Annotated in this window: 19 protein-coding genes, 1 tRNA gene and 1 other RNA gene; 16 read left to right on the top strand and 5 right to left on the bottom strand. The window is 68.2% G+C overall.

The features are described 5' to 3' along the window. Nucleotides 1-6: 6 nt before the first annotated feature. Nucleotides 7-82 (bottom strand) — tRNA-Ile (locus tag ACZZZD_RS06785). 209 nt (nt 83-291) lie between these two features. Here ACZZZD_RS06785 and ACZZZD_RS06780 point away from each other — a divergent pair. After that, nucleotides 292-1,083: an SIMPL domain-containing protein gene (locus ACZZZD_RS06780; RefSeq protein ID WP_463433812.1), complete on the top strand. Its 792-nt coding sequence runs from the start codon at nt 292-294 to the stop codon at nt 1,081-1,083. 129 nt (nt 1,084-1,212) lie between these two features. Here the strand turns inward: ACZZZD_RS06780 and panD are convergent, their stop codons facing one another. Further along, nucleotides 1,213-1,569: an aspartate 1-decarboxylase gene (gene panD / locus ACZZZD_RS06775; RefSeq protein ID WP_135194957.1), complete on the bottom strand. Its 357-nt coding sequence runs from the start codon at nt 1,567-1,569 to the stop codon at nt 1,213-1,215. 224 nt (nt 1,570-1,793) lie between these two features. Between panD and sppA the strand changes: the two genes are divergently transcribed. The 3 genes from sppA (at nt 1,794) to ACZZZD_RS06760 (ending at nt 4,776) form a co-directional block, all read left to right on the top strand. Next, entirely contained in the window at nt 1,794-3,572 is a 1,779-nt protein-coding gene (sppA, locus tag ACZZZD_RS06770; RefSeq protein ID WP_463433811.1) for a signal peptide peptidase SppA, read from the top strand. Between the two features lie 105 nt (nt 3,573-3,677). Next, nucleotides 3,678-4,001, top strand: a complete 324-nt coding sequence (locus ACZZZD_RS06765) for a hypothetical protein (protein ID WP_463433810.1) — start codon at nt 3,678-3,680, stop codon at nt 3,999-4,001. Nucleotides 4,002-4,014: 13 nt separating this feature from the next. Then, nucleotides 4,015-4,776, top strand: a complete 762-nt coding sequence (locus ACZZZD_RS06760) for an N-acetylmuramoyl-L-alanine amidase (RefSeq protein ID WP_463433809.1) — start codon at nt 4,015-4,017, stop codon at nt 4,774-4,776. On the opposite strand, the gene ACZZZD_RS06755 is transcribed toward ACZZZD_RS06760, so the two are convergent. Together ACZZZD_RS06755 and ACZZZD_RS06750 are read right to left on the bottom strand one after the other, a co-directional pair. Next, complete coding sequence (locus ACZZZD_RS06755) at nt 4,773-5,069, bottom strand: type II toxin-antitoxin system RelE/ParE family toxin (RefSeq protein WP_463433808.1); 297 nt, start codon at nt 5,067-5,069, stop codon at nt 4,773-4,775. The genes ACZZZD_RS06760 and ACZZZD_RS06755 overlap by 4 nt on opposite strands. Next, nucleotides 5,070-5,267: a hypothetical protein gene (locus tag ACZZZD_RS06750; protein WP_463433807.1), complete on the bottom strand. Its 198-nt coding sequence runs from the start codon at nt 5,265-5,267 to the stop codon at nt 5,070-5,072. 78 nt (nt 5,268-5,345) lie between these two features. Here ACZZZD_RS06750 and rnpB point away from each other — a divergent pair. The 12 genes from rnpB (at nt 5,346) to ACZZZD_RS06690 (ending at nt 19,446) form a co-directional block, all read left to right on the top strand. Beyond that, an RNA gene (rnpB, locus tag ACZZZD_RS06745) (RNase P RNA component class A) lies at nt 5,346-5,736 on the top strand. 412 nt (nt 5,737-6,148) lie between these two features. Next, a complete protein-coding gene (locus ACZZZD_RS06740) occupies nt 6,149-6,625 on the top strand; it encodes a division/cell wall cluster transcriptional repressor MraZ (protein WP_159849624.1) in 477 nt (158 codons plus the stop codon). After that, on the top strand, nt 6,622-7,602 hold the full coding sequence (rsmH, locus tag ACZZZD_RS06735) for a 16S rRNA (cytosine(1402)-N(4))-methyltransferase RsmH (protein ID WP_463433804.1): 981 nt from the start codon (nt 6,622-6,624) through the stop codon (nt 7,600-7,602). The genes ACZZZD_RS06740 and rsmH overlap by 4 nt, the downstream gene beginning before the upstream one ends. After that, complete coding sequence (gene ftsL, locus ACZZZD_RS06730) at nt 7,599-8,042, top strand: cell division protein FtsL (RefSeq protein WP_463433802.1); 444 nt, start codon at nt 7,599-7,601, stop codon at nt 8,040-8,042. Before rsmH ends, ftsL begins: the two co-directional genes overlap by 4 nt. Further along, nucleotides 8,039-9,811 (top strand): peptidoglycan D,D-transpeptidase FtsI family protein, encoded by a 1,773-nt coding sequence (locus ACZZZD_RS06725; protein WP_463433800.1) that lies wholly within the window; start codon nt 8,039-8,041, stop codon nt 9,809-9,811. Before ftsL ends, ACZZZD_RS06725 begins: the two co-directional genes overlap by 4 nt. Continuing rightward, complete coding sequence (locus tag ACZZZD_RS06720; protein WP_463433798.1) at nt 9,808-11,271, top strand: UDP-N-acetylmuramoyl-L-alanyl-D-glutamate--2,6-diaminopimelate ligase; 1,464 nt, start codon at nt 9,808-9,810, stop codon at nt 11,269-11,271. Before ACZZZD_RS06725 ends, ACZZZD_RS06720 begins: the two co-directional genes overlap by 4 nt. Beyond that, nucleotides 11,264-12,682, top strand: coding sequence for a UDP-N-acetylmuramoyl-tripeptide--D-alanyl-D-alanine ligase (locus ACZZZD_RS06715; protein ID WP_463433796.1), 1,419 nt, complete (start codon nt 11,264-11,266; stop codon nt 12,680-12,682). Before ACZZZD_RS06720 ends, ACZZZD_RS06715 begins: the two co-directional genes overlap by 8 nt. Nucleotides 12,683-12,691: 9 nt before the next feature. Further along, on the top strand, nt 12,692-13,801 hold the full coding sequence (mraY, locus tag ACZZZD_RS06710) for a phospho-N-acetylmuramoyl-pentapeptide-transferase (RefSeq protein WP_159849636.1): 1,110 nt from the start codon (nt 12,692-12,694) through the stop codon (nt 13,799-13,801). A gap of 133 nt (nt 13,802-13,934) precedes the next feature. Then, entirely contained in the window at nt 13,935-15,428 is a 1,494-nt protein-coding gene (gene murD / locus ACZZZD_RS06705; protein WP_463433793.1) for a UDP-N-acetylmuramoyl-L-alanine--D-glutamate ligase, read from the top strand. Continuing rightward, nucleotides 15,425-16,603 carry an FtsW/RodA/SpoVE family cell cycle protein gene (locus ACZZZD_RS06700; protein ID WP_463433791.1) on the top strand — a complete coding sequence of 393 codons (1,179 nt, stop codon included), beginning with the start codon at nt 15,425-15,427 and terminating at the stop codon, nt 16,601-16,603. The genes murD and ACZZZD_RS06700 overlap by 4 nt, the downstream gene beginning before the upstream one ends. A gap of 420 nt (nt 16,604-17,023) precedes the next feature. Then, complete coding sequence (murG, locus tag ACZZZD_RS06695; RefSeq protein WP_463433789.1) at nt 17,024-18,115, top strand: undecaprenyldiphospho-muramoylpentapeptide beta-N-acetylglucosaminyltransferase; 1,092 nt, start codon at nt 17,024-17,026, stop codon at nt 18,113-18,115. 185 nt (nt 18,116-18,300) lie between these two features. Then, the gene (locus tag ACZZZD_RS06690) at nt 18,301-19,446 is read left to right on the top strand and encodes a mechanosensitive ion channel family protein (RefSeq protein WP_463433787.1); all 1,146 of its coding nucleotides are present in this window, start codon (nt 18,301-18,303) and stop codon (nt 19,444-19,446) included. On the opposite strand, the gene ACZZZD_RS06685 is transcribed toward ACZZZD_RS06690, so the two are convergent. After that, nucleotides 19,415-19,936 (bottom strand): surface-adhesin E family protein, encoded by a 522-nt coding sequence (locus ACZZZD_RS06685; protein WP_463433785.1) that lies wholly within the window; start codon nt 19,934-19,936, stop codon nt 19,415-19,417. The genes ACZZZD_RS06690 and ACZZZD_RS06685 overlap by 32 nt on opposite strands. Between the last annotated feature and the right edge of the window lie 40 nt (nt 19,937-19,976).

Here is a 19,976-nt window from a genome sequence, read left to right as displayed (position 1 = left end):
CAGGGATGGTAGGCCCGGAGGGACTCGAACCCCCAACCAGACCGTTATGAGCGGTCGGCTCTAACCATTGAGCTACAGGCCCCCAAGGCGCGCCTCAGCGGAGGGCTTCGCCTAGCAGGCGCGGGCGCGGCTTGCCAAGCGGGGGCGGGCAAGAAGGCGATCTTTCACCGATTTCACGAAGATGAACGGAAACTGCCAAGCCTCACGGGCGTTCGTTCAGGCGAGAACGGCCAAGGTCGTTGCAACGGATCGGCGAACGCGCCGTCCTGGATCGCTTACGGAGAAGACCGCATGACCCGCACCCTGGCCGCCGTCCCCCTGAAGACCGTGTCGCTGAAGACCATCGCCCTGGGTGGAGCCGTCGCCGCCGCCGCCTTCCTGGCCGCCGCCACGCCCCGCGCCATGGCCCAAACAGCCGAACCCTCGATGGGAGCCATGCACATGATGCAACCCGCGCCGTCCCTGAACCTGTCGGCCTATGGCGAGGTCAAGGCCGCGCCCGACATGGCCACCATCACCTTCGGCGTCCAGACCGAGGCCGTCACCGCTCAAGAGGCCATGCGCGACAACGCAACGCAGATGACCCGCGTCGTCGCCGCCCTGCGCCGCGCCGGCATCGCCGAGCGCGACATCCAGACCTCGGGCCTGAACCTGTCGGCGCAATATGACTATGTGCAGAACGAGCCGCCCAAACTGCGCGGCTATCAGGCGGTCAACCGCGTCACCGTGGTCATCAACGACCTGACCAAGGTCGGCACGACGGCCGACGCCGTGGTCGCCGCCGGCGTCAACCAGATCGACGGCATCAGCTTCGGCCTGAAGGATCCGACCGCCGCCGAGAACCAGGCGCGTCAGTTGGCCGTGCGCAACCTGCAGGCCAAGGCCCAGCTGTACGCCCAGTCGCTGAACGTCCAACTGTCGGGCATCCGCAACCTGACCGAGGGCGGCGGCTATACGCCCCAGCCTCAGCCGATGTTCGCCGCGCGCGCCATGTCGATGGATCGCGCCGAGAGCACCCCGGTCGCCGCCGGCGAGCTGACGGTGCGGATCGACATCACGGGCGTCTACGACATCGCCCGCTGATCCCATCGGCCCAAAACGAAGAAAGGCCCGCCGGCGACGGCGGGCCTTTTGCATTCTGTGGGGCGTTGAGAGCCCCTCCACCACGCTACGCGCGGTCCCCCTCCCCACGATGTGGGGAGGAGACGGTGGTTAGCCGGCGTGTTTGATCTCGTTGGCGTCGTCCAGCAGGACAACGTTGGGGTTCCACTGACGGGCTTCTTCCTGGGGCATCTGGCCATAGGTGACCACGATGACCTTGTCGTTCTTCTGAACCAGGCGGGCGGCGGCGCCGTTGACGCCGATCACGCGCGAGCCGCGCGGCGCCTCGATGGCGTAGGTGGTGAAGCGCGCGCCGTTGGTGATGTTCAGCACATCGACCTGTTCGTGCGGATAGATGCCGGCGGCGTCCAGCAGATCCATGTCGATGGCGATCGATCCTTCGTAATCGAGATCGGCCTGGGTCACCGTCGCACGGTGCAGCTTGGACTTCATCAGGGTGACCAGCATGGCGCGGTCTCCAAAATAGACGCGGGGCGCAGGCCCTCGCTCACAGGCGGCTCATATAGGGATTTCCGAGCCCCGCATCAATCGGGGCGCTGCGCCGCAGCAAACGGGTTGCAGGTGCGAACGCAAGGCCGCCGGAATATTGCGCGAGCTTCATTTGACGGCGGCCCGCGTCCCCCTATGCTGGCGTGGCCATTTTCGGCTTGCGAGCGCGCGTTTCCCCACCGATGAAGCAATTCTTCCTGACGGTCCTTGGTGTCTTCACCGGGTTGATCCTGTTCGTCGTCGTCATTCCCGTGGTGCTGCTGACCGTCGCCATCGCCTCGTCGTCCAAGCCGACGACGCCGGCGAACACGGTGCTGGAACTGGACCTGCGCGGCGGGATCAGCGACCAGCCGTCGTCCAATCCGTTCGCCGCTTTCGGCGGTTCAGGCCTGGCCCTGACCCAGGTCGTCGACGGCCTGCATCAGGCCCAGGGCGACAACAGCGTCAAGGCCCTGCTGATCCGCCTGCCGGAAAGCGGCATGACCCCGGCGACCGCCGACGAATTGCGCCAGGCCATCCACCGCTTCCGCAACTCGGGCAAGCCTGTCATCGCCCACAGCCAGGGCTTCGCGCCGTCGGGCGCGGTGATGTCCACCTATATGGTCGGGGCCTCGGCGTCCGAACTGTGGATGCAGAACACCGCAGGCTTCCAGGCCACGGGCTTCTCGGCCGACAGTCTGTTCCTGGGCCGCGCCTTCGAGAAATACGGCGTCAAACCAAACTTCGAGCAGCGCTACGAGTACAAGAACGCCGTCAACGAATACACCCAGAGCGACTATACCGGCCCGCACCGCGAGGCGATGACCGCCTGGATGACGTCCATCTATGACAGCGCCTTGGCCAACGCCGCCAGGGATCGCAAGACCACGGCGCCGGCGCTGAAGACGATCATCGAGGCCGGTCCCTATTCGGCGCCCCAGGCTCTGGCCAATCGTCTGATCGACAAGGTCGGCCAGGTCGAAGAGGCCGAGATCGCCGTCAAGGCGCGCGCCGGCAAGGGCGCCGAGATCGTCGAGTTCGGCAAATACGCCAGCCAGCAGGGTGAGCGCACCGGCTCCGGCAAGAACGCCATCGCCATCGTCGGCGGGGAGGGGGCCATCGTCACCGGCCGCGGCGGCGGGGGAAGCTTCGGCGGCGGGTCGTCCATCCATTCCGACGACACGGCCGAGGCCATCTACGACGCCATCGAGGACAAGAGCGTCAAGGCCATCGTCTTCCGCGTCTCCTCGCCGGGCGGCTCGCCCGAGGCCTCGGAACAGATCCTGGCCGCCGTGCGCGCGGCGCGGGCGGCGGGCAAGCCGGTGGTGGTGTCCATGGGCGCCTACGCCGCCTCGGGCGGTTACTGGGTCAGTTCGGAAGCCGACTGGATCGTGGCCCAGCCCTCGACCCTGACCGGCTCGATCGGCGTGTTCGGCGGCAAGTTCGTGCTGGCCGATGCGCTGGGTCGGTTCGGCGTCGACATGCGTGAGCTGACGGTGGGCGGGCAATACGCCGACGCCTTCTCGCCGACGCAGGAGTTCACCCCGGAACAGCGCGCGGCCTTCGCCGGCTCGATGGACCGGATCTACGACGACTTCATCGCCCGCGTGGCGACGGGCCGCAAACTGTCGCCCGACCGCGTGCGCGAAATCGCCAAGGGCCGCGTCTGGACCGGGGCCCAGGCCCTGCCTCTGGGCCTGGTCGATCAGCTGGGCGGCGTGACCGAGGCGGTGAATAAGGCCCGCGAACTGGCGAAAATTCCGTCCAGCGAGCCCGTCCGCTTCAAGCATTTCCCCAAGCAGCAGTCGCCGTTCGAGGCCCTGTCGGAAATGTTCGGCGTCCAGACCGAGGCGGCCAAGGCCCTGGTCATGCTGGGCGGCGTCATGGCCGATCCCCAGGCCCAGGCCGTGATGCGCCGCGTCGAAAGCGACCGGATGCGGGGCGAGGGCGCGGTGGTCTTGGCCGACCAGCCCATATTCTGAGGGACCGCGACACACGCGACCGTGCGTCGCGGTCCATTGACCGCAGGCCCCGATGGACCGACATTGCATGTCAGGCGTTCCCCGGATCGCCCGAAAGGATGATCCATGTTCCAGACTGAACGTCTCGCCACCATCGGTTTCACCGCGCGCCGCCGTCCCAACGGCCTCGTGGCCTCCGTCATGTGGGTCGCCGGCATGATCGCCGCCGTCTGCGCCATGGCCGTCGGCGCGGTGCTGGCCGTCGTCACTGCCGCAGCGGTGGCCGTGATCGCCTTGATAGCAGGCGTGCTGGTCTTCCTGGTCGGACTGGTCATGCGGACCCGCCGCAACATGGCGCCGCGTCGCCGCAACGGCGATCCGGACCTGATCGAGGCGCACAAGGTGGACGGCGCCTGGGTCGCCTATGGCTGGGAACGCAACGGCCGCTGACCGGGCGCCTGCCATGACCGCCTATATCGACGCGCCTTCGCCCAACTTCGACGCGCGTCGTGCGCCGCCCGACATGCTGGTGCTGCACTATACGGGCATGCAGACGGGCGAGGCCGCCTTGGCGCGTCTGCGCGACCCCGACGCCAAGGTCTCGGCCCACTATCTGGTCGAGGAAGACGGCCGCATCTTCCAACTGGTCCCCGAAGAACGTCGCGCCTGGCACGCAGGTCGCGGCGTCTGGCAGGGCGAGGACGACTGCAACGCCGCCTCCATCGGCATAGAGATAGTCAATCCGGGCCACGAGTTCGGCTATCGCGCCTTTCCCGAGGTCCAGGTCGCGGCGCTCATCGCCCTGATCGGCGACATCCGCAGTCGCTGGTCCATCCCCGACAACCGCATCATCGCCCATTCGGACCTGGCGCCGGACCGCAAGGAAGACCCCGGCGAACTCTTCCCCTGGAAGCAACTGGCCGAGGCTGGCCATGGCCTGTGGTTCGAACCGGCCCCCGAACGCATCCAGGCCCTGGGCGGCCTGCTGCAAAAGGGCGATCAGGGCGTCGGCGCCATGGTCCTGCGCGCGGGCCTGCACCGTCTGGGCTATGGGCTGAAACCCGGCGGCGACTATGACGCCGAGACCGAAACCGCCGTCCGCGCCTTCCAGCGCCACTGGCGCCCGGCCCGCGTCGACGGCGTTGCCGACGGCGAAACCCGCGCCCGCCTGGTCGGCCTGCTCCAACTCGCCAGCGCCGAGAGCGTCACGGGCGTGCTGAACTAGAGGTCCGCGCGGTCCTGGAAGGGGCCGAAGACGCGGATAATCGAAATGGTGCGGTCCTCGTCGTCGATCCGATACAGGATGCGATGGCCCTCGACCGGGCGCTCTCGGACGCCTGAGACGTCGCCCTCGGGCCACCGAAACGGCGTGAACTGTAGTTCGACGATGGCGCGCGTGATGCGGGCGGATCGCAAGCGTGCCTTCAGGCCGCTGCCGGGCTGATACTGCCAACGCCGCACCGCGAGCAGATCAACGCGCGCCCGAGCGGTGAAAATGACCTGATAATGGCCGCTCATTCAGCTGAGGCTGGGTTCTTCGAGGTCTTCTCCGGCCGCCCAGCGATCCAGCCACTCCAGGGCTTCATCGCCGGAAATGACGCGCCCGGCGGTGATGTCCGCGTCGGCTTCGGCGATCCGCGCGCGCTCCCAAGTCAAGCGGCTCTCACGCTGCTCCGGGCTTTCGTGATTGACGATGTTGGAGGCGGGTTCGGCCATGCGTGGATCATAGCCCATTTCCCGTGCCGACGCATCCGTTGGTTGACCTCAGCGGCGCGGCGGCGCATCTAGCGCGCGCCAGACGGCTGGGCGGTCGCGGCGGACTTTGCGTCCGTCGAGGAAAGTCCGGGCTCCACGGTGAAAAGGCGGCGGATAACTTCCGCCCGGGGCGACCCGAGGGATAGCGCCACAGAAAGCAAACCTCCGGCCTTGCGAGGCCGGTAAGGGTGAAAGGGTGGGGTAAGAGCCCACCGCGTGCCTGGCAACAGGGACGGCATGGCAAGCCCCGCCTGGAGCAAGACCAAATAGGGACATCGCGCGGGGTTCGCCTCGCGGGGCTCACCGCCTCAGATGTCCGGGTAGGTCGCGAGAACCGTTCAGCAATGGACGGTCCAGAGGAATGATCGTCGCCGATCCAGGCTTCGGCCTCGGAGCGGAACAAAACCCGGCTTACAGGCCGTCTGGCATATTTTTCTTTGGCCTATCGCGCTTCTCGCTGCTTGAGGCCGTTGGGTGGGGTTTCCCGCCCGACGATGCTGCGGTGGTTCGCGCGTCGCCTTGGTCCGAGCTCGGATTATCCCCGCATTTCAGCGTTCTGGCAGCGGTCCCGCAGGTTTGCGGCCGTTAACCTATTGTCTGTTCAAGGAAGGTTAGAACGCTTCACAGCCTGTGAATACTTCTTCTGTTCCGTGTATGTTCCGACTGTTCGACCGTGCTTAAGTCGTCACACGTCAAAACATGGTTAAATCTTGGCTTCGATCCCATTGAGGCCCATCTGATCCCATGCTATCCCAGTTTCATGATTTGGGGCTGAGAGGCGGGCGCGGCGGGCGTTCGTCAGGGCATCTAGGGACGGGCCGAAAGGCTCGATTGGACAGGGCGTGTTTCTCTCGACCTACGAGAAGCAGCTGGACGGCAAGCGCCGTCTCCTCATCCCCAACGATTTCCGCACGACCGAAAACGGCGCGGCGGGCGGCGTCTTCATCTTTCCCTCCATCGAAGCGGACTGCCTCGAAGCGGGAGGGGACCGCCTGTTCGCCGTCTATGCCGAAATGATCGAGGCCCTGCCGTTCGGCTCTGAGGAACGTTCGGCGCTGGAGTGGCAGGTGATGGGCGAGCAGGTGCGCCTGGCCTATGATTCCGGCGGCCGCATCACCCTGCCCGAAGCCCTGTGCAACGAAGCGGGCCTGGACGACACGGTCGTCATCGTCGGCCTGAACGACCGTTTCCAGATCTGGTCGCGCGAGAAGTGGGCGGCCCGCCGCGCCGAGCAGCGCGCCTTGGCCAAGGCCGGCATGGCCCAGATCGGCGCCCTGAAACTGGCGGCCCAGATGAAGCTGGCGGGGGGCGGGTCGTGACCGGCGCCTCCACCAATGCCCCCCATGCCCCCGTCCTGCTGGCCGAGGTGATCGAGGCCCTGGCGCCCGCGCCCGGCGATGTCGTGATCGACGCCACCTTCGGCGCCGGCGGCTATACCCGCGCCATCCTTAAGACGGGCGCCCAGGTCATCGGCCTGGATCGCGACCCGACGGTCCAGCCCCACGCCGACGCCGTCGCCAACGACTTCCCCGGTCAGTTCCAGCTGATCCGCACCCCCTTCTCGGGTCTGGCCAGCGCTTTCGCCGACAGCGGCAAGGCGAAGCTGGACGGCGCCGTTTTCGACATCGGCGTCTCGTCCATGCAACTGGACCAGGCCGAGCGCGGCTTCTCCTTCATGCGCGACGGGCCGCTGGACATGCGGATGTCAGACGATGGGGCCACCGCCGCCGACATCGTCAACACCTGGGACCACGGCCCACTGGCCCATATCTTCAAACTGTATGGCGAAGAGCGTCAGTCGGGCCGCGTCGCCACCGCCATCCTGCGCCGCCGCGTCGAGCAGCCCTTCACCCGCACCCTGGATCTGGCCGAAATCGTCGAAAAGGCCCTGGGCGGCCGTCGTGGCGCGCCGATCCATCCGGCGACGCGGGTCTTCCAGGCCCTGCGGATCGCGGTGAACGACGAACTGGGCGAGCTGGAGCGCGGTCTCGAAGCCGCCGAGGCGACCCTGGCGCCCGGCGGGCGTCTCGCCGTCGTCACCTTCCATTCGCTGGAGGACCGGATCGTCAAGGCCTTCATGACCGAGCGCACGGGCAACAGCCCCGCCGGCTCGCGTCACGCCCCCATGGCCGTCGATCCGCGCAAGCCCAGCTTCACGCTTCAGTTCAAGGGCGCGCGCGAGGCGGGCGACGAAGAGCGGTCGACCAATCCTCGCGCCCGTTCGGCCAAGCTGCGCGCCGCCGTTCGCACCGACGCCCCGGCCTGGGGCAAGATCGGCGGGGGAGCAGCGGCATGACCACGGCGCCCTTCTTCACCTATTCCCGCACCGCCCTTCAGCGCCTGTTCGACTGGAAGGTGCGCGGCGTGCGCTGGATCGAGATCATCGGCGTGGCCCTGGTCGCGATCATGATCGTGTCGGTCTATGCGGCCAAGGCGGCGGCGGCGCGCGAGAGCAGCCGCATCGCCCAGCTGGAGCAGGACATCCGCGAGAACGGCCAGCGGGTCCGCCTGCTGCGCGCCGAGGTCGCCCGCCTGGAACAACCTGCACGGCTGGAAAGCCTGTCGCGCCAGATCGGCATGGCCCCGGTGGACGTGCATCGTCAGGCCAAGGAAGCCCAGCTGACTGAGCTGAAGCCCTCCCCGGCTGCCGCCAAACCTGCGACTGCAGCCGCGGCCCCCACCGTCGCCGCCGCCGTCGCTGACGACGCCGCCACCGCGCCGGAGGCGGTGCGATGAGCGTTCAGGACCACCGCTATCACCGCCCCGCGCCTGGCGTCGATCTTCAGGGTCGGCTGTCGCCCTTCTGGCGTTGGCTGTCGGAAACCGTCTGGCGTCTGGAGCATGGCTTCGAACGCGCCCGCGCTGACGCCCGGCCGGAAGAAGATACGCGGGTTCGCATCTTCCTGATCCTGATCGTCTTTTCCTGCGTCTTCGGCGCCCTGGCCGTCGGCGCCTCGTACAAGGCCTTGTTCGCAGAGGCGAACGGGCGCGGCTCGGGCGTCAATCCGAACGCTCTGGTGCGCGGCGACCTGACGGATCGCAACGGCGAACTGCTGGCCACCAACATCGTCCACTACGGCCTCTATATCGACCCGGCCCAGATCTGGGACCGCGACCTGGCCTATCGCCAGCTTCGCCGCGCCCTGCCGCGCATTTCCGCCGAACGGCTGAAGCGCGTGCTGGGCGGCGAGCGCCGGCTGATCGCCCTGACCGGCCTGACGCCCCAGGAAAAGGCCGCCGTCCACGACCTGGCCCTAGGCGGAGTGACGTTCGAACCCGAGGACCGCCGCGCCTATCCGCTGGGAACCTCGGCGGTTCACCTGATCGGCGACGCCGACACGGGCGGGCGGGGCGTGTCCGGCGCCGAGCTGGCCTTCAACGACGAAATCCGCGCAGCGGGCCAGCGGGGCGAGAGCTTCCCCCTGTCCATCGACCTGCGCGTCCAGGGCGTGCTGGAAAACGAACTGGCCGCCGCCGCCATCAAGGCCCAGGCCAAGGGCGCTGTCGGCATCGTCACCGATGTTCAGACCGGCGAAGTTTTGGGCATGGCCAGCTGGCCGACCTTCAACTCGTCAAACCGTAATGCCGCGCCCGACGGCGCGACGTTGAACCGCGCCGTCTCGGGTCACTACGAGATGGGTTCGGTGTTCAAGACCTTCACCGTCGCCGCCGGTCTCGATACCGGCCGCGCCGACATGAACACCCTGTTCGACGCGTCCCAGGCCTTCCAGATCGGCGACCGCAAGATCAAGGACTTCCACGCCCAGAACCGCGTGATGACGTTGGAGGAGGTCTATCTGCACTCGTCCAACATCGGCACCTCGCAACTGGCGGTGCAGATGGGGCCGGACACGATGCGGGATTATTTCCGCCGCCTGGGCCTGCTGGACGCTTCGACCATCGAGCTGAAGGAATCGGCCAAGCCCGTCGTGCCGCGTCGCTGGGACAACTCGACCCTGGCGTCCCTGTCCTTCGGTTACGGCATCATGATCACCCCGGCCCAGATGGTTCAGGCCATGGGCGCCCTGACCAATGGCGGGCGCATGATCCCGCTGTCCCTGCGCAAAGGCGGTGCGCGCGGCGCCCAGCCCCAGCAGGTCGTCACCGAGGAAACCTCGCGCACCATCCTGGATCTGCTGCGTCGCAATGTGGTAAAGGGTTCGGGCGGGTTCGCCGATGCGCCGGGCCTGCGGGTCGGGGGCAAGACAGGTTCCGCCAACAAGCTGGTCAACGGTCGCTACGACCCCAGCCACGCCCTGGGCTCCTTCGCGGCGGTCTTCCCCGTCGATGGCCCGCTGAACGGCAAACGCTACGCCATCCTGATCGTGATGGATGAGCCGGGCGCCTATCCCAAGACCGGCGCCTATGTCGCCGCGCCGGCCGTGAAGAACATCGCCGACCGCATCGCCGGCTTCCTGGGCGTCGAACGCCGCGAGGATCGCTGGCGCACGGCCTTGGGCGAAAAAGTCCCGGAATATCAGGACGTGGCGGGGGACGGCCTGTGAGCGCCCTTCACCTGTCCGACCTGCTGCGCCGCGACGTGTCCTCGGACCCCATCATCACCGGCGTGACCGCCGACAGCCGCAAGGTCGCCCCCGGCGCCCTGTTCGTCGCTCTGCCGGGCACAGCCGCCGACGGCCGCGCCTTCATCCCGCAAGCCTTGGCCCAGGGCGCGGCGGCGGTCCTGGCCCCGACCGATACGCCGGACGGCGCAGCGCCGGTCCTGGTCACCTCAGGCGACGTGCGCCGGGCCTACGCCATCGCCGCGCGCGGCTTCTACGGCGTCCAACCCAAGACCTGCGTCGCCGTCACCGGCACCAACGGCAAGACCTCGGTCGCCACCTTCTGCCGCCAGATCTGGGCCGGCGTGGGCCACAAGTCCGCCAGCATGGGCACCCTGGGCGTCATCGGCCAGAAGGGCGACAAGACCTACGCCCTGACCGGCCCCGGCCTGACCAGCCCCGACGCCGCCGAGGCCGCGCGTCTGATGGCCGAGCTGGCCGCCAAGGACGTGACCCACGTCGCGCTGGAGGCTTCGTCGCACGGCATCGACCAACGCCGGCTGGACGGGGTGGCGCTGAAGGCCGCCGCCTTCACCAACCTGACCCAGGACCACCTCGATTATCACGGCACGATGGAGGACTATCGCGCCGCCAAGATGCGCCTGTTCGAGACCTTGCTGCCGCGCGGCCGCACCGCCGTTCTGAACGCCGATTCCGACGCCTATTCCGCCTTCGCCTCGGCCTCGATCATGGCGGGCCTGGGCGTGATGGGCGTGGGCGAGCGTGGCCGCGACCTGGCTCTGATCGGTCGTCGCGCGACGCCTGAGGGTCAGCGCCTGACCCTGGACGTGCGTGGCCAGGTGCATGAGATTCTGCTGCCGCTCGCCGGCGCCTTCCAGGCCTCCAACGCCCTGGTGGCGGCGGGCCTCTGCATCGCGGCCGGCGATCCCGCCGACGCCGTGATCGGCGCTCTGGAAGGCCTGACGGGCGCTCAGGGCCGCCTGCAACGCATCGGCGCCAATGACACCGGACGCGGCGGCGAGGTCTATGTCGACTACGCCCACACCCCCGACGGGCTGGAGACGGTGCTGAACGCGCTGCGCCCCCATGCCACCGGCCGTCTGATCGTCGTCTTCGGCGCCGGCGGCGACCGGGATCGCGGCAAGCGGCCCCTGATGGGCGCCATCGCCGAGCGGTTAGCCGACGTCGCCATCGTCACCGACGACAATCCGCGTTCGGAAGACCCTGCCGCCATCCGCGCCCAGGTCCGCGCCGGCTGCGCCGAAGCCATCGAGATCGGCGACCGTCGCGCCGCCATCGAGGCGGCCGTCGAAATGATGCGCGACGGGGATGTGGTGGTCATCGCCGGAAAAGGGCATGAACAGGGTCAGATCGTCGCGGGCGTGACCCACCCTTTCGACGACGCCACCGTCGCGTCCGAGGCCCTGTCTTTGAATGCCTGATACATCCGCCCGCCCGCTCTGGACGGCCGCCGAAGTCGCCGCCGCCACGGGCGGCGTGCTGCATGGCGACGACCGCCCCATCAGGGGCGTCACCTACAACAGCCGCGAGATCGTCCCCGGCGACCTGTTCCTGGCGCTGAAAGGCGCGCGCGACGGGCATGAGTTCGCAGGCGACGCCTTCGCCGCCGGCGCCGCGACCGCCCTGGTCGAACATCCGGTCGAGGGCGGCCCCTTCGTCGTCGTCCCCGACACATTGCACGGCCTGGAAGCCCTGGGCGTCGCCGCTCGCGAACGCGCGCCCCATGTGAAGCGCGGCGCCGTCACCGGCAGCGTCGGCAAGACCAGCGTCACCCAGGCCATCAAGGCCGGCCTCGATCTCGCCGGTCCCGCCCACGGCTCGATCAAGAGCTACAACAACCACATCGGCGTGCCGCTGACCCTGGCCCGGATGCCGGTCGAGAGCCAGCGTGCGGTGTTCGAGATCGGCATGAATGCGCCGGGCGAGATCGCGCCCCTGTCGCGCTTCGTCGCCCCCCACGCCGCCTGCGTCACCACCGTCGGCACGGTCCATATCGAGGCTTTCGCCGATGGCGAGGCCGGGGTCGCGCGCGAAAAAGCCTCCATCTTCCAGGGCCTGGTTCCCGGCGGCGCGGCCGTGGCGAACGGCGACGTGGCCTTCTCCGACGTGCTGCGCGACGCGGCCCAGGCCGTCGGCGCGCGCCTGCTGACCTTCGGCTCGGACGCCGGTCATGACGCCCGCCTGCTGGACTTCCGTTCGGACGCGGAGGGCGCCTCCGTCGCCGCCGAACTGTTCGGGCAGCGGATCGACTATCGCCTGGCCCAGTCCGGCGCCCACTGGGGCCTGAACAGTCTGTGCGTCCTGTTGATGCTCGACGCGCTGGATGTGACGCTGGACACGGGGCTGGAAGCCCTCGCCGGGTTCCAGCCTCTGGCGGGACGGGGCCAGACCCGCACGGTCACCACGCCGGGCGGCGACTTCACCCTGATCGACGAAAGCTACAACGCCAATCCGCTGTCGATGGCCGCCGGGTTCAAGACCCTCGGCGCGCGGACCACGTCGCGCCGCCGCGTCGTGGTGCTGACCGACATGCTGGAACTGGGCGACCAGAGCCGCGATCTGCATGAAGGCCTGGCCGGCCCCATCGACGCCGCCGGGCTGGACCTGGTCCACGCCGCCGGTCCCGAGATGCGCTGGCTGTATGACGCCCTGCCGGCCTCGCGACGCGGCGTCTGGCGCTCGACGGCGGCCGAATTGGCGGCCGAGGCGGCGCTTTTGGTCGCGCCCGGTGACGTCGTCATGGTCAAGGGCTCGAACGGGTCCAAGGCCTCGCTGGTGGCCAAGGCGCTGGCCGATCTTCAAGGCCGCGACACGCCGCCCGCGACGCGATAGGGAACGAGAATGTTCTATCTGCTGTATCTCTATTACGCCGACGTGGCGCACCAGTATCCGCTGCTGAACCTGGTCCAGTACCAGACGGTGCGCGTCGCCCTGGCCATGGCCACGGCCATGATCGTCGCCGTCGCCATGGGCAGCCGCTTCATCAACTGGATCCGCACCAAACAGGGCCGGGGCCAGCCGATCCGCGACGACGGTCCCGTTTCGCACCTGTCCAAGGTCGGCACCCCCACCATGGGCGGGCTGATGATCCTGGCCGGCATCGGCGTGGCGGTCTTCCTGTGGGGCGACCTGACCAATCCCTACATCTGGATCGTCAGCTTCGTGACGGCGGCCTTCGGCGTGCTGGGCTTCATCGACGACTACGCCAAGGTGACCAAACAGACCTCGGCCGGCCTGACCTCCAAACAGAAACTGCTGGCCCAGACGGTCGTCGCCGTGGTCGCGGGCGTCCTGACGGTGCTGTGGATGACGGTGTCGCCGACCTCGCCGGGGCTTGAGACCTCGATCGCGTTTCCGTTCTTCAAGGCCGTGCTGCTGAACATCGGCTGGTTCTATGTGGCGTTCGCGGCCTTCACCATCGTCGGCTTCTCCAATGCGGTGAACCTGACCGACGGGCTGGACGGCCTGGCCACCGTGCCGGTGATGATGGCGGCGGGCGCGTTCGGCGTGATCTCCTACCTCGCCGGCAACTTCGTCTTCGCCCAGTATCTTCAAGTCCACCACGTCCCCGGCGCGGGCGAACTGGCCATCTTCTGCGCGGCCATGATCGGCGGGGGCGCGGGCTTCCTCTGGTACAACGCCCCTCCGGCCAAGATCTTCATGGGCGACACCGGCTCGCTGGCCCTGGGCGGCGCGCTTGGCGCCATCGCCGTCACCACCAAGCACGAGCTGGTGCTGGGCATCGTCGGCGGCCTGTTCGTCGCCGAGGCCGCCTCGGTCATGATCCAGGTCGGCTATTACAAGCTGACCAAGAAACGCATCTTCCTGATGGCGCCGGTCCACCACCATTTCGAGAAGATGGGCTGGCCGGAGTCCACCGTCGTCATCCGCTTCTGGATCATCGCCGGCGCCCTGGCCCTGCTGGGCCTGTCCACGCTGAAGCTGCGTTGAGCAGCCCCCACAGATCGTCATCCTCGGGCTCGACCCGAGGATCGGGCGCTGGTTGGGCTGTGCGCCTGATCGTTCGTCTGTGCGGCGGACCATCCGATCCTCGGGTCAAGCCCGAGGATGACGGAGTTCAGGGATGATCCCCGTTCCCGGCTTTGAGGGCAGGCGGGTCGCGGTCTTCGGCCTGGGTCGGTCGGGGATCACCGCCGCGCGCGCGCTCCAGGCCGGGGGGGCGATCCCCATCCTGTGGGACGACGGCGTCTCGGGCCGAACGCAGGCCGAAGGCGAAGGGTTCGCGGTCGAAGATCTGACCACGGCCGACTGGTCGGGCTTCGCAGCCCTCGTCCTGTCGCCCGGCGCGCCCCTGACCCATCCGCGTCCGCACTGGAGCGTCGACAAGGCGCGCGAGGCCGGCGTGCCCGTCATCGGCGACGTCGAACTGTTCGCCCGCGCCCTGGCCGCCTTGCCGCAGGGGCAGCGGCCGAAAGTCGTCGCCATCACCGGCACCAACGGCAAGTCCACGACCACCGCCCTGATCGGCTGGGTGCTGAAGTCGGCAGGCCTGACGGTCCATGTCGGCGGCAACATCGGCATCGGCGTCCTGGCGCTGCCGGCCCCGACGCCCGAAGCCGTCTATGTGATCGAGGTCTCCAGCTATCAGCTGGACCTGACCACGACCTTCGCTCCCGATGTCGCCATTCTGACCAACGTCTCGCCCGACCATCTGGACCGGCACGGCGGGATGCAGGGCTATGTCGCGGCCAAGGCGCGGATCTTCGCGGCCCAGGGACCGGACTCGGTGGCCCTGGTCGGCGTGGATGAAAGCTGGGGGCAGGGGATCGCGCGTGGTCTGACGTCGCGCGTTCTGACCATTTCTTCTTCCGCTCATCCCGGCGAAAGCCGGGACCCAGTGCTTTCGTCAGGACACGTTGCGGGGGATCAACGTCCTGCTGCATCTCCACCGCTGGAAATCCCAAAGGACTGGGTCCCGGCTTTCGCCGGGATGAGCGGAATTGAAGTCCGATCAGGTCTCATAGAGTCACAAGGGGCGACCCTCGCCGACCTCTCCGCCGCTCGCTCGCTGCCGGGCCGTCACAACGCCCAGAACGCCGCCTTCGCCTATGCGACCGCCCGCGCCCTGGGCGTCGCCCACGACGCCGCCGTCGCCGGACTGCTGTCCTTCCCCGGCCTGGCGCACCGCATGGAGGCCGTCGGCCATATCGGCCCGGTCCGCTTCATCAACGATTCCAAGGCCACCAACGCTGACGCCGCGCGTCAGGCCCTGTCCTCCTATCCCTCCGTCTTCTGGATCGCGGGCGGCATGCCCAAGGCCGGCGGCATCGACGACCTGGCCGACCTCTTTCCCCATGTGGCCAAGGCCTATCTGATCGGCGACGCGGCCGCCGCCTTCGCCGCCACCCTGGCCGACACGCCCCACGTCATCGCAAAAACACTGGACGCCGCCGTGGCCACAGCCGCCGCCGATGCGGCCGCAGCCGGCGGAGAACAGATCGTCCTCCTGTCCCCGGCCTGCGCCAGTTTCGACCAGTATCCCGACTTCGAGGCGCGGGGCGAAGCCTTCCGCGCCGCCGTCCTGGCCCTCGGGGCCGTCCCGGAAACCGCGTCATGAGCGCCCCCTACACCCCCGCCTTCTCGCGCAACGACCAGAGCCACGTCGCCCAGTGGTTCTGGACCGTGGATCGCGGCCTTCTGGGCGCGGCGCTGGCGCTCATGGGGCTTGGCGTGGCGCTCAGCTTCGCCTCCAGCCCGGCCGCCATTTTAGCCGATGAATCGATCACCGACCCCTTCCACTATTCCTGGCGCATGATGGTCTTCTCGGGCGTCGGCCTCAGCCTGATGCTGACCAGCTCCCTGCTGTCGCCGCGCGGGGTGCGCCGCATCGCGGTCATGGCCCTGTTCGGCGCCATCCTGGTGATGATGGCCCTGCCGTTCATCGGCGACACGGTGAAGGGGGCCGCCCGCTGGGTGAATTTCGGCCCGTTCAGCCTGCAACCGTCCGAGTTCGCCAAGCCTGGCCTGATCGTCTTCGCCGCCTGGATGTTCGCCGAGGCGCAGAAGGGGCAGGGGGTTCCCGGCGTCACCATCGCCTTCGGTTTCTACGCCCTGACCGTCTCGCTGCTGTTGATCCAGCCCGACATCGGCCAGACCCTGCTGATCACCACCACCTTCATGGCTGTCTTCTTCATGGCGGGCGTGCCGTTCAAATGGATGGCGGTCCTGGCCAGCGCGGGCATGGCGGGGCTGGTGTCGTTGTATTTCGTCTTCGGTCACATGCGCGACCGCCTCAGCCGCTTCTTCTCGCCCGAGACCACCGACACCCACCAGATCGACAGCGCGTCCGAAGCCATCCGCGCCGGCGGCCTGCTCGGCCGTGGCATCGGCGAGGGCGTGATGAAACGCCGCGTGCCCGACCTGCACACCGACTTCATCTATTCCGTCGGTGCCGAGGAGTTCGGCCTGATCCTCAGCCTGATCATGATCGGCCTCTACGCCTTCATCGTTATCCGGGGCATGCGCCGGGCGATGAAACTGACCGACCCGTTCGAACAGACGGCGGCGGCGGGCCTGTTCATGCTGATCGGGCTTCAGGCCTGCATCAATGTGGCGGTGAACCTGAACCTTATCCCGACCAAGGGCATGACCCTGCCCTTCATCAGCTACGGCGGCTCGTCCATGCTGGCCATGGGCCTGACCATGGGCTTCGCCCTGGCCCTGACGCGGCGCCGCCCCGGCGCCTATGAACCGGGCGCCAGCCTGCCGGGAAGACGGCGGCGGTTGCTCTAATTTTCTTTCGTCATCCTCCGGCGCGAAGCGACCGGGGGACCCAGAGGCGCGCGTGAGCGCGAACCTGTCGCGGACACCACTTTCTGCAAAAACGCGGCGGACGCATCGCCTTCGGCGCCGCTGGGTCCCCCGGTCTGCGCCGCGAAGGCGCGGCTTGCCGGAGGATGACGAAAGAAGGGGACATATGACCTTCTCTCAAACAAACACCCGAACGATCCCAACCCCTTACCACCGACCAGCCGCTTTCTCCTGCCCACACCCCAAAACCGTGCGATCCTGTCGCCGGCCCATCCTCGACCCCACTCGCCCACCGTCGATTTCAGACGAATTGCACTATTCAGACGGTGTTTTTCACGCCTCCACCGTCTGAACTTCAGACGTTTCAGACTATTCAGACCCTCTTTTTTCGGAGCCCGCCCCATGACCAAGCTCTGCGTCGTCGCCGCCGGCGGCACCGGCGGCCATATGTTCCCGGCCGAGGCCCTGGCGCGCGAGATGGCGGCGCGGGGCTGGCGGGTGGTGCTGGCGACCGATCATAGGGGCGAGCAATACGCCCACGCCTTCCCGGCCGAGGAACGGGTGGCTCTGGACGCGGCCACCGGCTCGGGGCCGCTGGGCCTGATCAAGGCGGGGGTCGCCATCTTCAAGGGCGTGGTCCAGGCGCGCACGGCCTTCGACCGGCTGGGCGCCGACGTGGTCGTGGGCTTCGGCGGCTACCCGTCCGCCCCGGCCCTGGTCGCCGCCGTCACGTCGCAACGGCCGACCGTCATCCATGAGCAGAACGCGGTCCTTGGCCGCACCAACCGCATTCTGGCCCCCTATGTCGGTCAGGTCGCCTCGTCCTTCCCGACGCTGGAGCGGGCGCCGGCCAAGGTTCAGGGCCGCTCGCACGTCGTAGGCTCGCCGGTGCGGGCCGAGATTCGCGGCCTGTTCGACCGCCCCTATGTCGCCCCCGCCGACGACGCACCCGTCCATGTCCTGGTGACCGGCGGCAGCCAGGGCGCCCGCATCCTGTCCGAGACCACGCCCCGCGCTCTGGCCGCATTGCCCGAGGCCCTGCGTCGTCGCCTGAAGGTGCAGCAGCAGTCGCGGCCCGAGACGCTGGAGGCCGCGCGCCAGATCTATCTGGAGGCCGGGATCGAGGCCGAGGTCGCCCCCTTCTTCCGCGACATGGCCGAGCGGCTGTCCAGGGCGCATCTGGTGGTGGGGCGCTCGGGCGCCTCGACCTGCGCCGAACTGGCGGTGGCGGCCCTGCCGTCCGTCCTGATCCCACTGAAGATCGCCACCGACGACCACCAGCGCCTGAACGCCAAGGCCCTGACCGATGCGGGCGCGGCCGAGGTCATTCTGGAAGACGACCTGACCGTCGAACGCCTCACCGCTGTCCTGACCGCCGTCCTGTCAGACCCCGCCCGCCTGTCCGCCATGTCCGCCGCCGCCCGCTCCGTCGCCATCCCTGACGCCGCCCAACGTCTCGCCGACCTGGTCGAGGCCACGGCGGGGCGACCATAATGTCTCCTCCCCACATCGTGGGGAGGGGGACCGCGTAGCGGTGGAGGGCTCTTGAAGTCCCACAGGCGCCTGCGATGCGGTCCGAACCCCTCCGTCATGTCGCAAGATGCGCCGCGCCATCTCCCCATCGCTTCGCGATAGGGAGGAGACCTCAACCCTCTCGGCCCTGACGCGTTAGGAAGCCCATGCCTCCCGAAATCATCGCCGTCACCCGCCAGATCCGCGCCCTGTGGCGCCAGTTCGACTGGCTGCCCGAGTGGGCGGTCGTCGTCCTGGTCCTGCTGGTCTTCGTCGGCGGCGGCTGGCTGACGCACAAGATCGTCTTCGCCATCCTCCGCCGGGTGGTCAGGAACAAGGACGTCTTCTGGCGCGGCGTGGTCGAGCGCGCCCGGACCAAGCTGCGCGTCCTGATCATCATCGTTGGCGTCGGCATCGGCGTGACCGTCTCGCCCATGGACCCCGGCCCGTCCCAGGACATCCGCAACATCCTTCAGTTCCTGTTCGTCCTGACCCTGGGCTGGCTGGCCTCGGGCGTGCTGGACATGTGGTCGGTGATGCACCTCAAGCGGTACAATATCGCCGTCGAGGACAATCTGCTGGCCAGGAAACACCTGACCCAGACCCGCATCCTGCAGCGGGTGGCCAAGGTCGTCCTGTTCATCGTCACCGTGGGCCTGGCCCTAATGACCATCGCCGGCTTCCGCCAGTGGGGCGTCAGCCTGCTGGCCTCGGCCGGCGTCGTCGGCATCATCGCCGGTCTGGCGCTTCAGCCCATCCTGACGAACATGGTCGCCGGCATCCAGATCGCCCTGACCCAGCCGATCCGCCTGGACGACGCTGTCATCGTCGAGAACGAGTGGGGCAATGTCGAGGAGATCACGGCGACCTATGTGGTGGTCAAGCTGTGGGACTGGCGCCGGATGGTCCTGCCCCTGTCCTATTTCATCACCACGCCGTTCCAGAACTGGACGCGCGAGAACGCCCGCCTGATCGGCGTGGCCTTCTTCTACGTCGACTACGAGGCGCCGATCGATCGGCTGCGGACCGCCTACGAAGGCATCGTCAAGGCGTCCAAACACTGGGACGGCGACGTCCAGGTGATGCAGGTGACCGACATCACCGAACGCGTGCTTCAGGTCCGCTGCCTGGCCAGCGCCCGCTCGGCCCCGGTCGCCTTCGACCTGCGCTGCGAGATCCGCGAGAAGCTGATGGCCTTCATGCGCGACGACTGCCGCGAGGCCCTGCCGCGCGACCGCATCGAATGGCCGCAAGGGTCCGACAGAGCCGCCGACGCTGCGATCAGTCCGCCAGCGCCGTTTGCCCCCGGCTGATGGCCTGATCCAGCGTCAGGATGTCCGCGGGCCGCCCGTCAGCACAAGCGATGGCCAGCAGCTCCGCTGCATCTCCGCCCGGCGCCGCAGCATACGCCGGAGCCGGATCAGTCGTCGCCGGCCCCTCGGTCCCGTCTGCTCTCAAGGAGGCGAAGTCCACCCGATCCGCGGTCTTGGCCTCACAGTCGAACGCCCACCGCGACCAACCCCCGACATAGACCACGTCCCCAACCTTGAACCCTGTCTCCGTCACCTGCAGCTCCCGCATCTGCGCCACATCGCCCTCGCGTTCGATGGAGGCCACATCGGCATAGATGGCGAACCGGCCGACGCCGGTCTCGACCAGTTGGGGATCGGCCAGGGTGGGGGAGGCGAACAGGGCGATCGCAAGTCCGATCCTCCACCGCGCAGCGGGGGAGGGGGACCGCGAAGCGGTGGAGGGGGCGGACGTCCCACCGGCGGCTGATGTCGAAGAAGAAGCGGAGTCCAACTGGCCAAGACTGCGCGCGATCCGCCCCCTCCACCACGCT

Source organism: Brevundimonas sp. AC546 (assembly GCF_979258305.1).
This window is presented reverse-complemented; position numbering and strand designations above follow the sequence as displayed.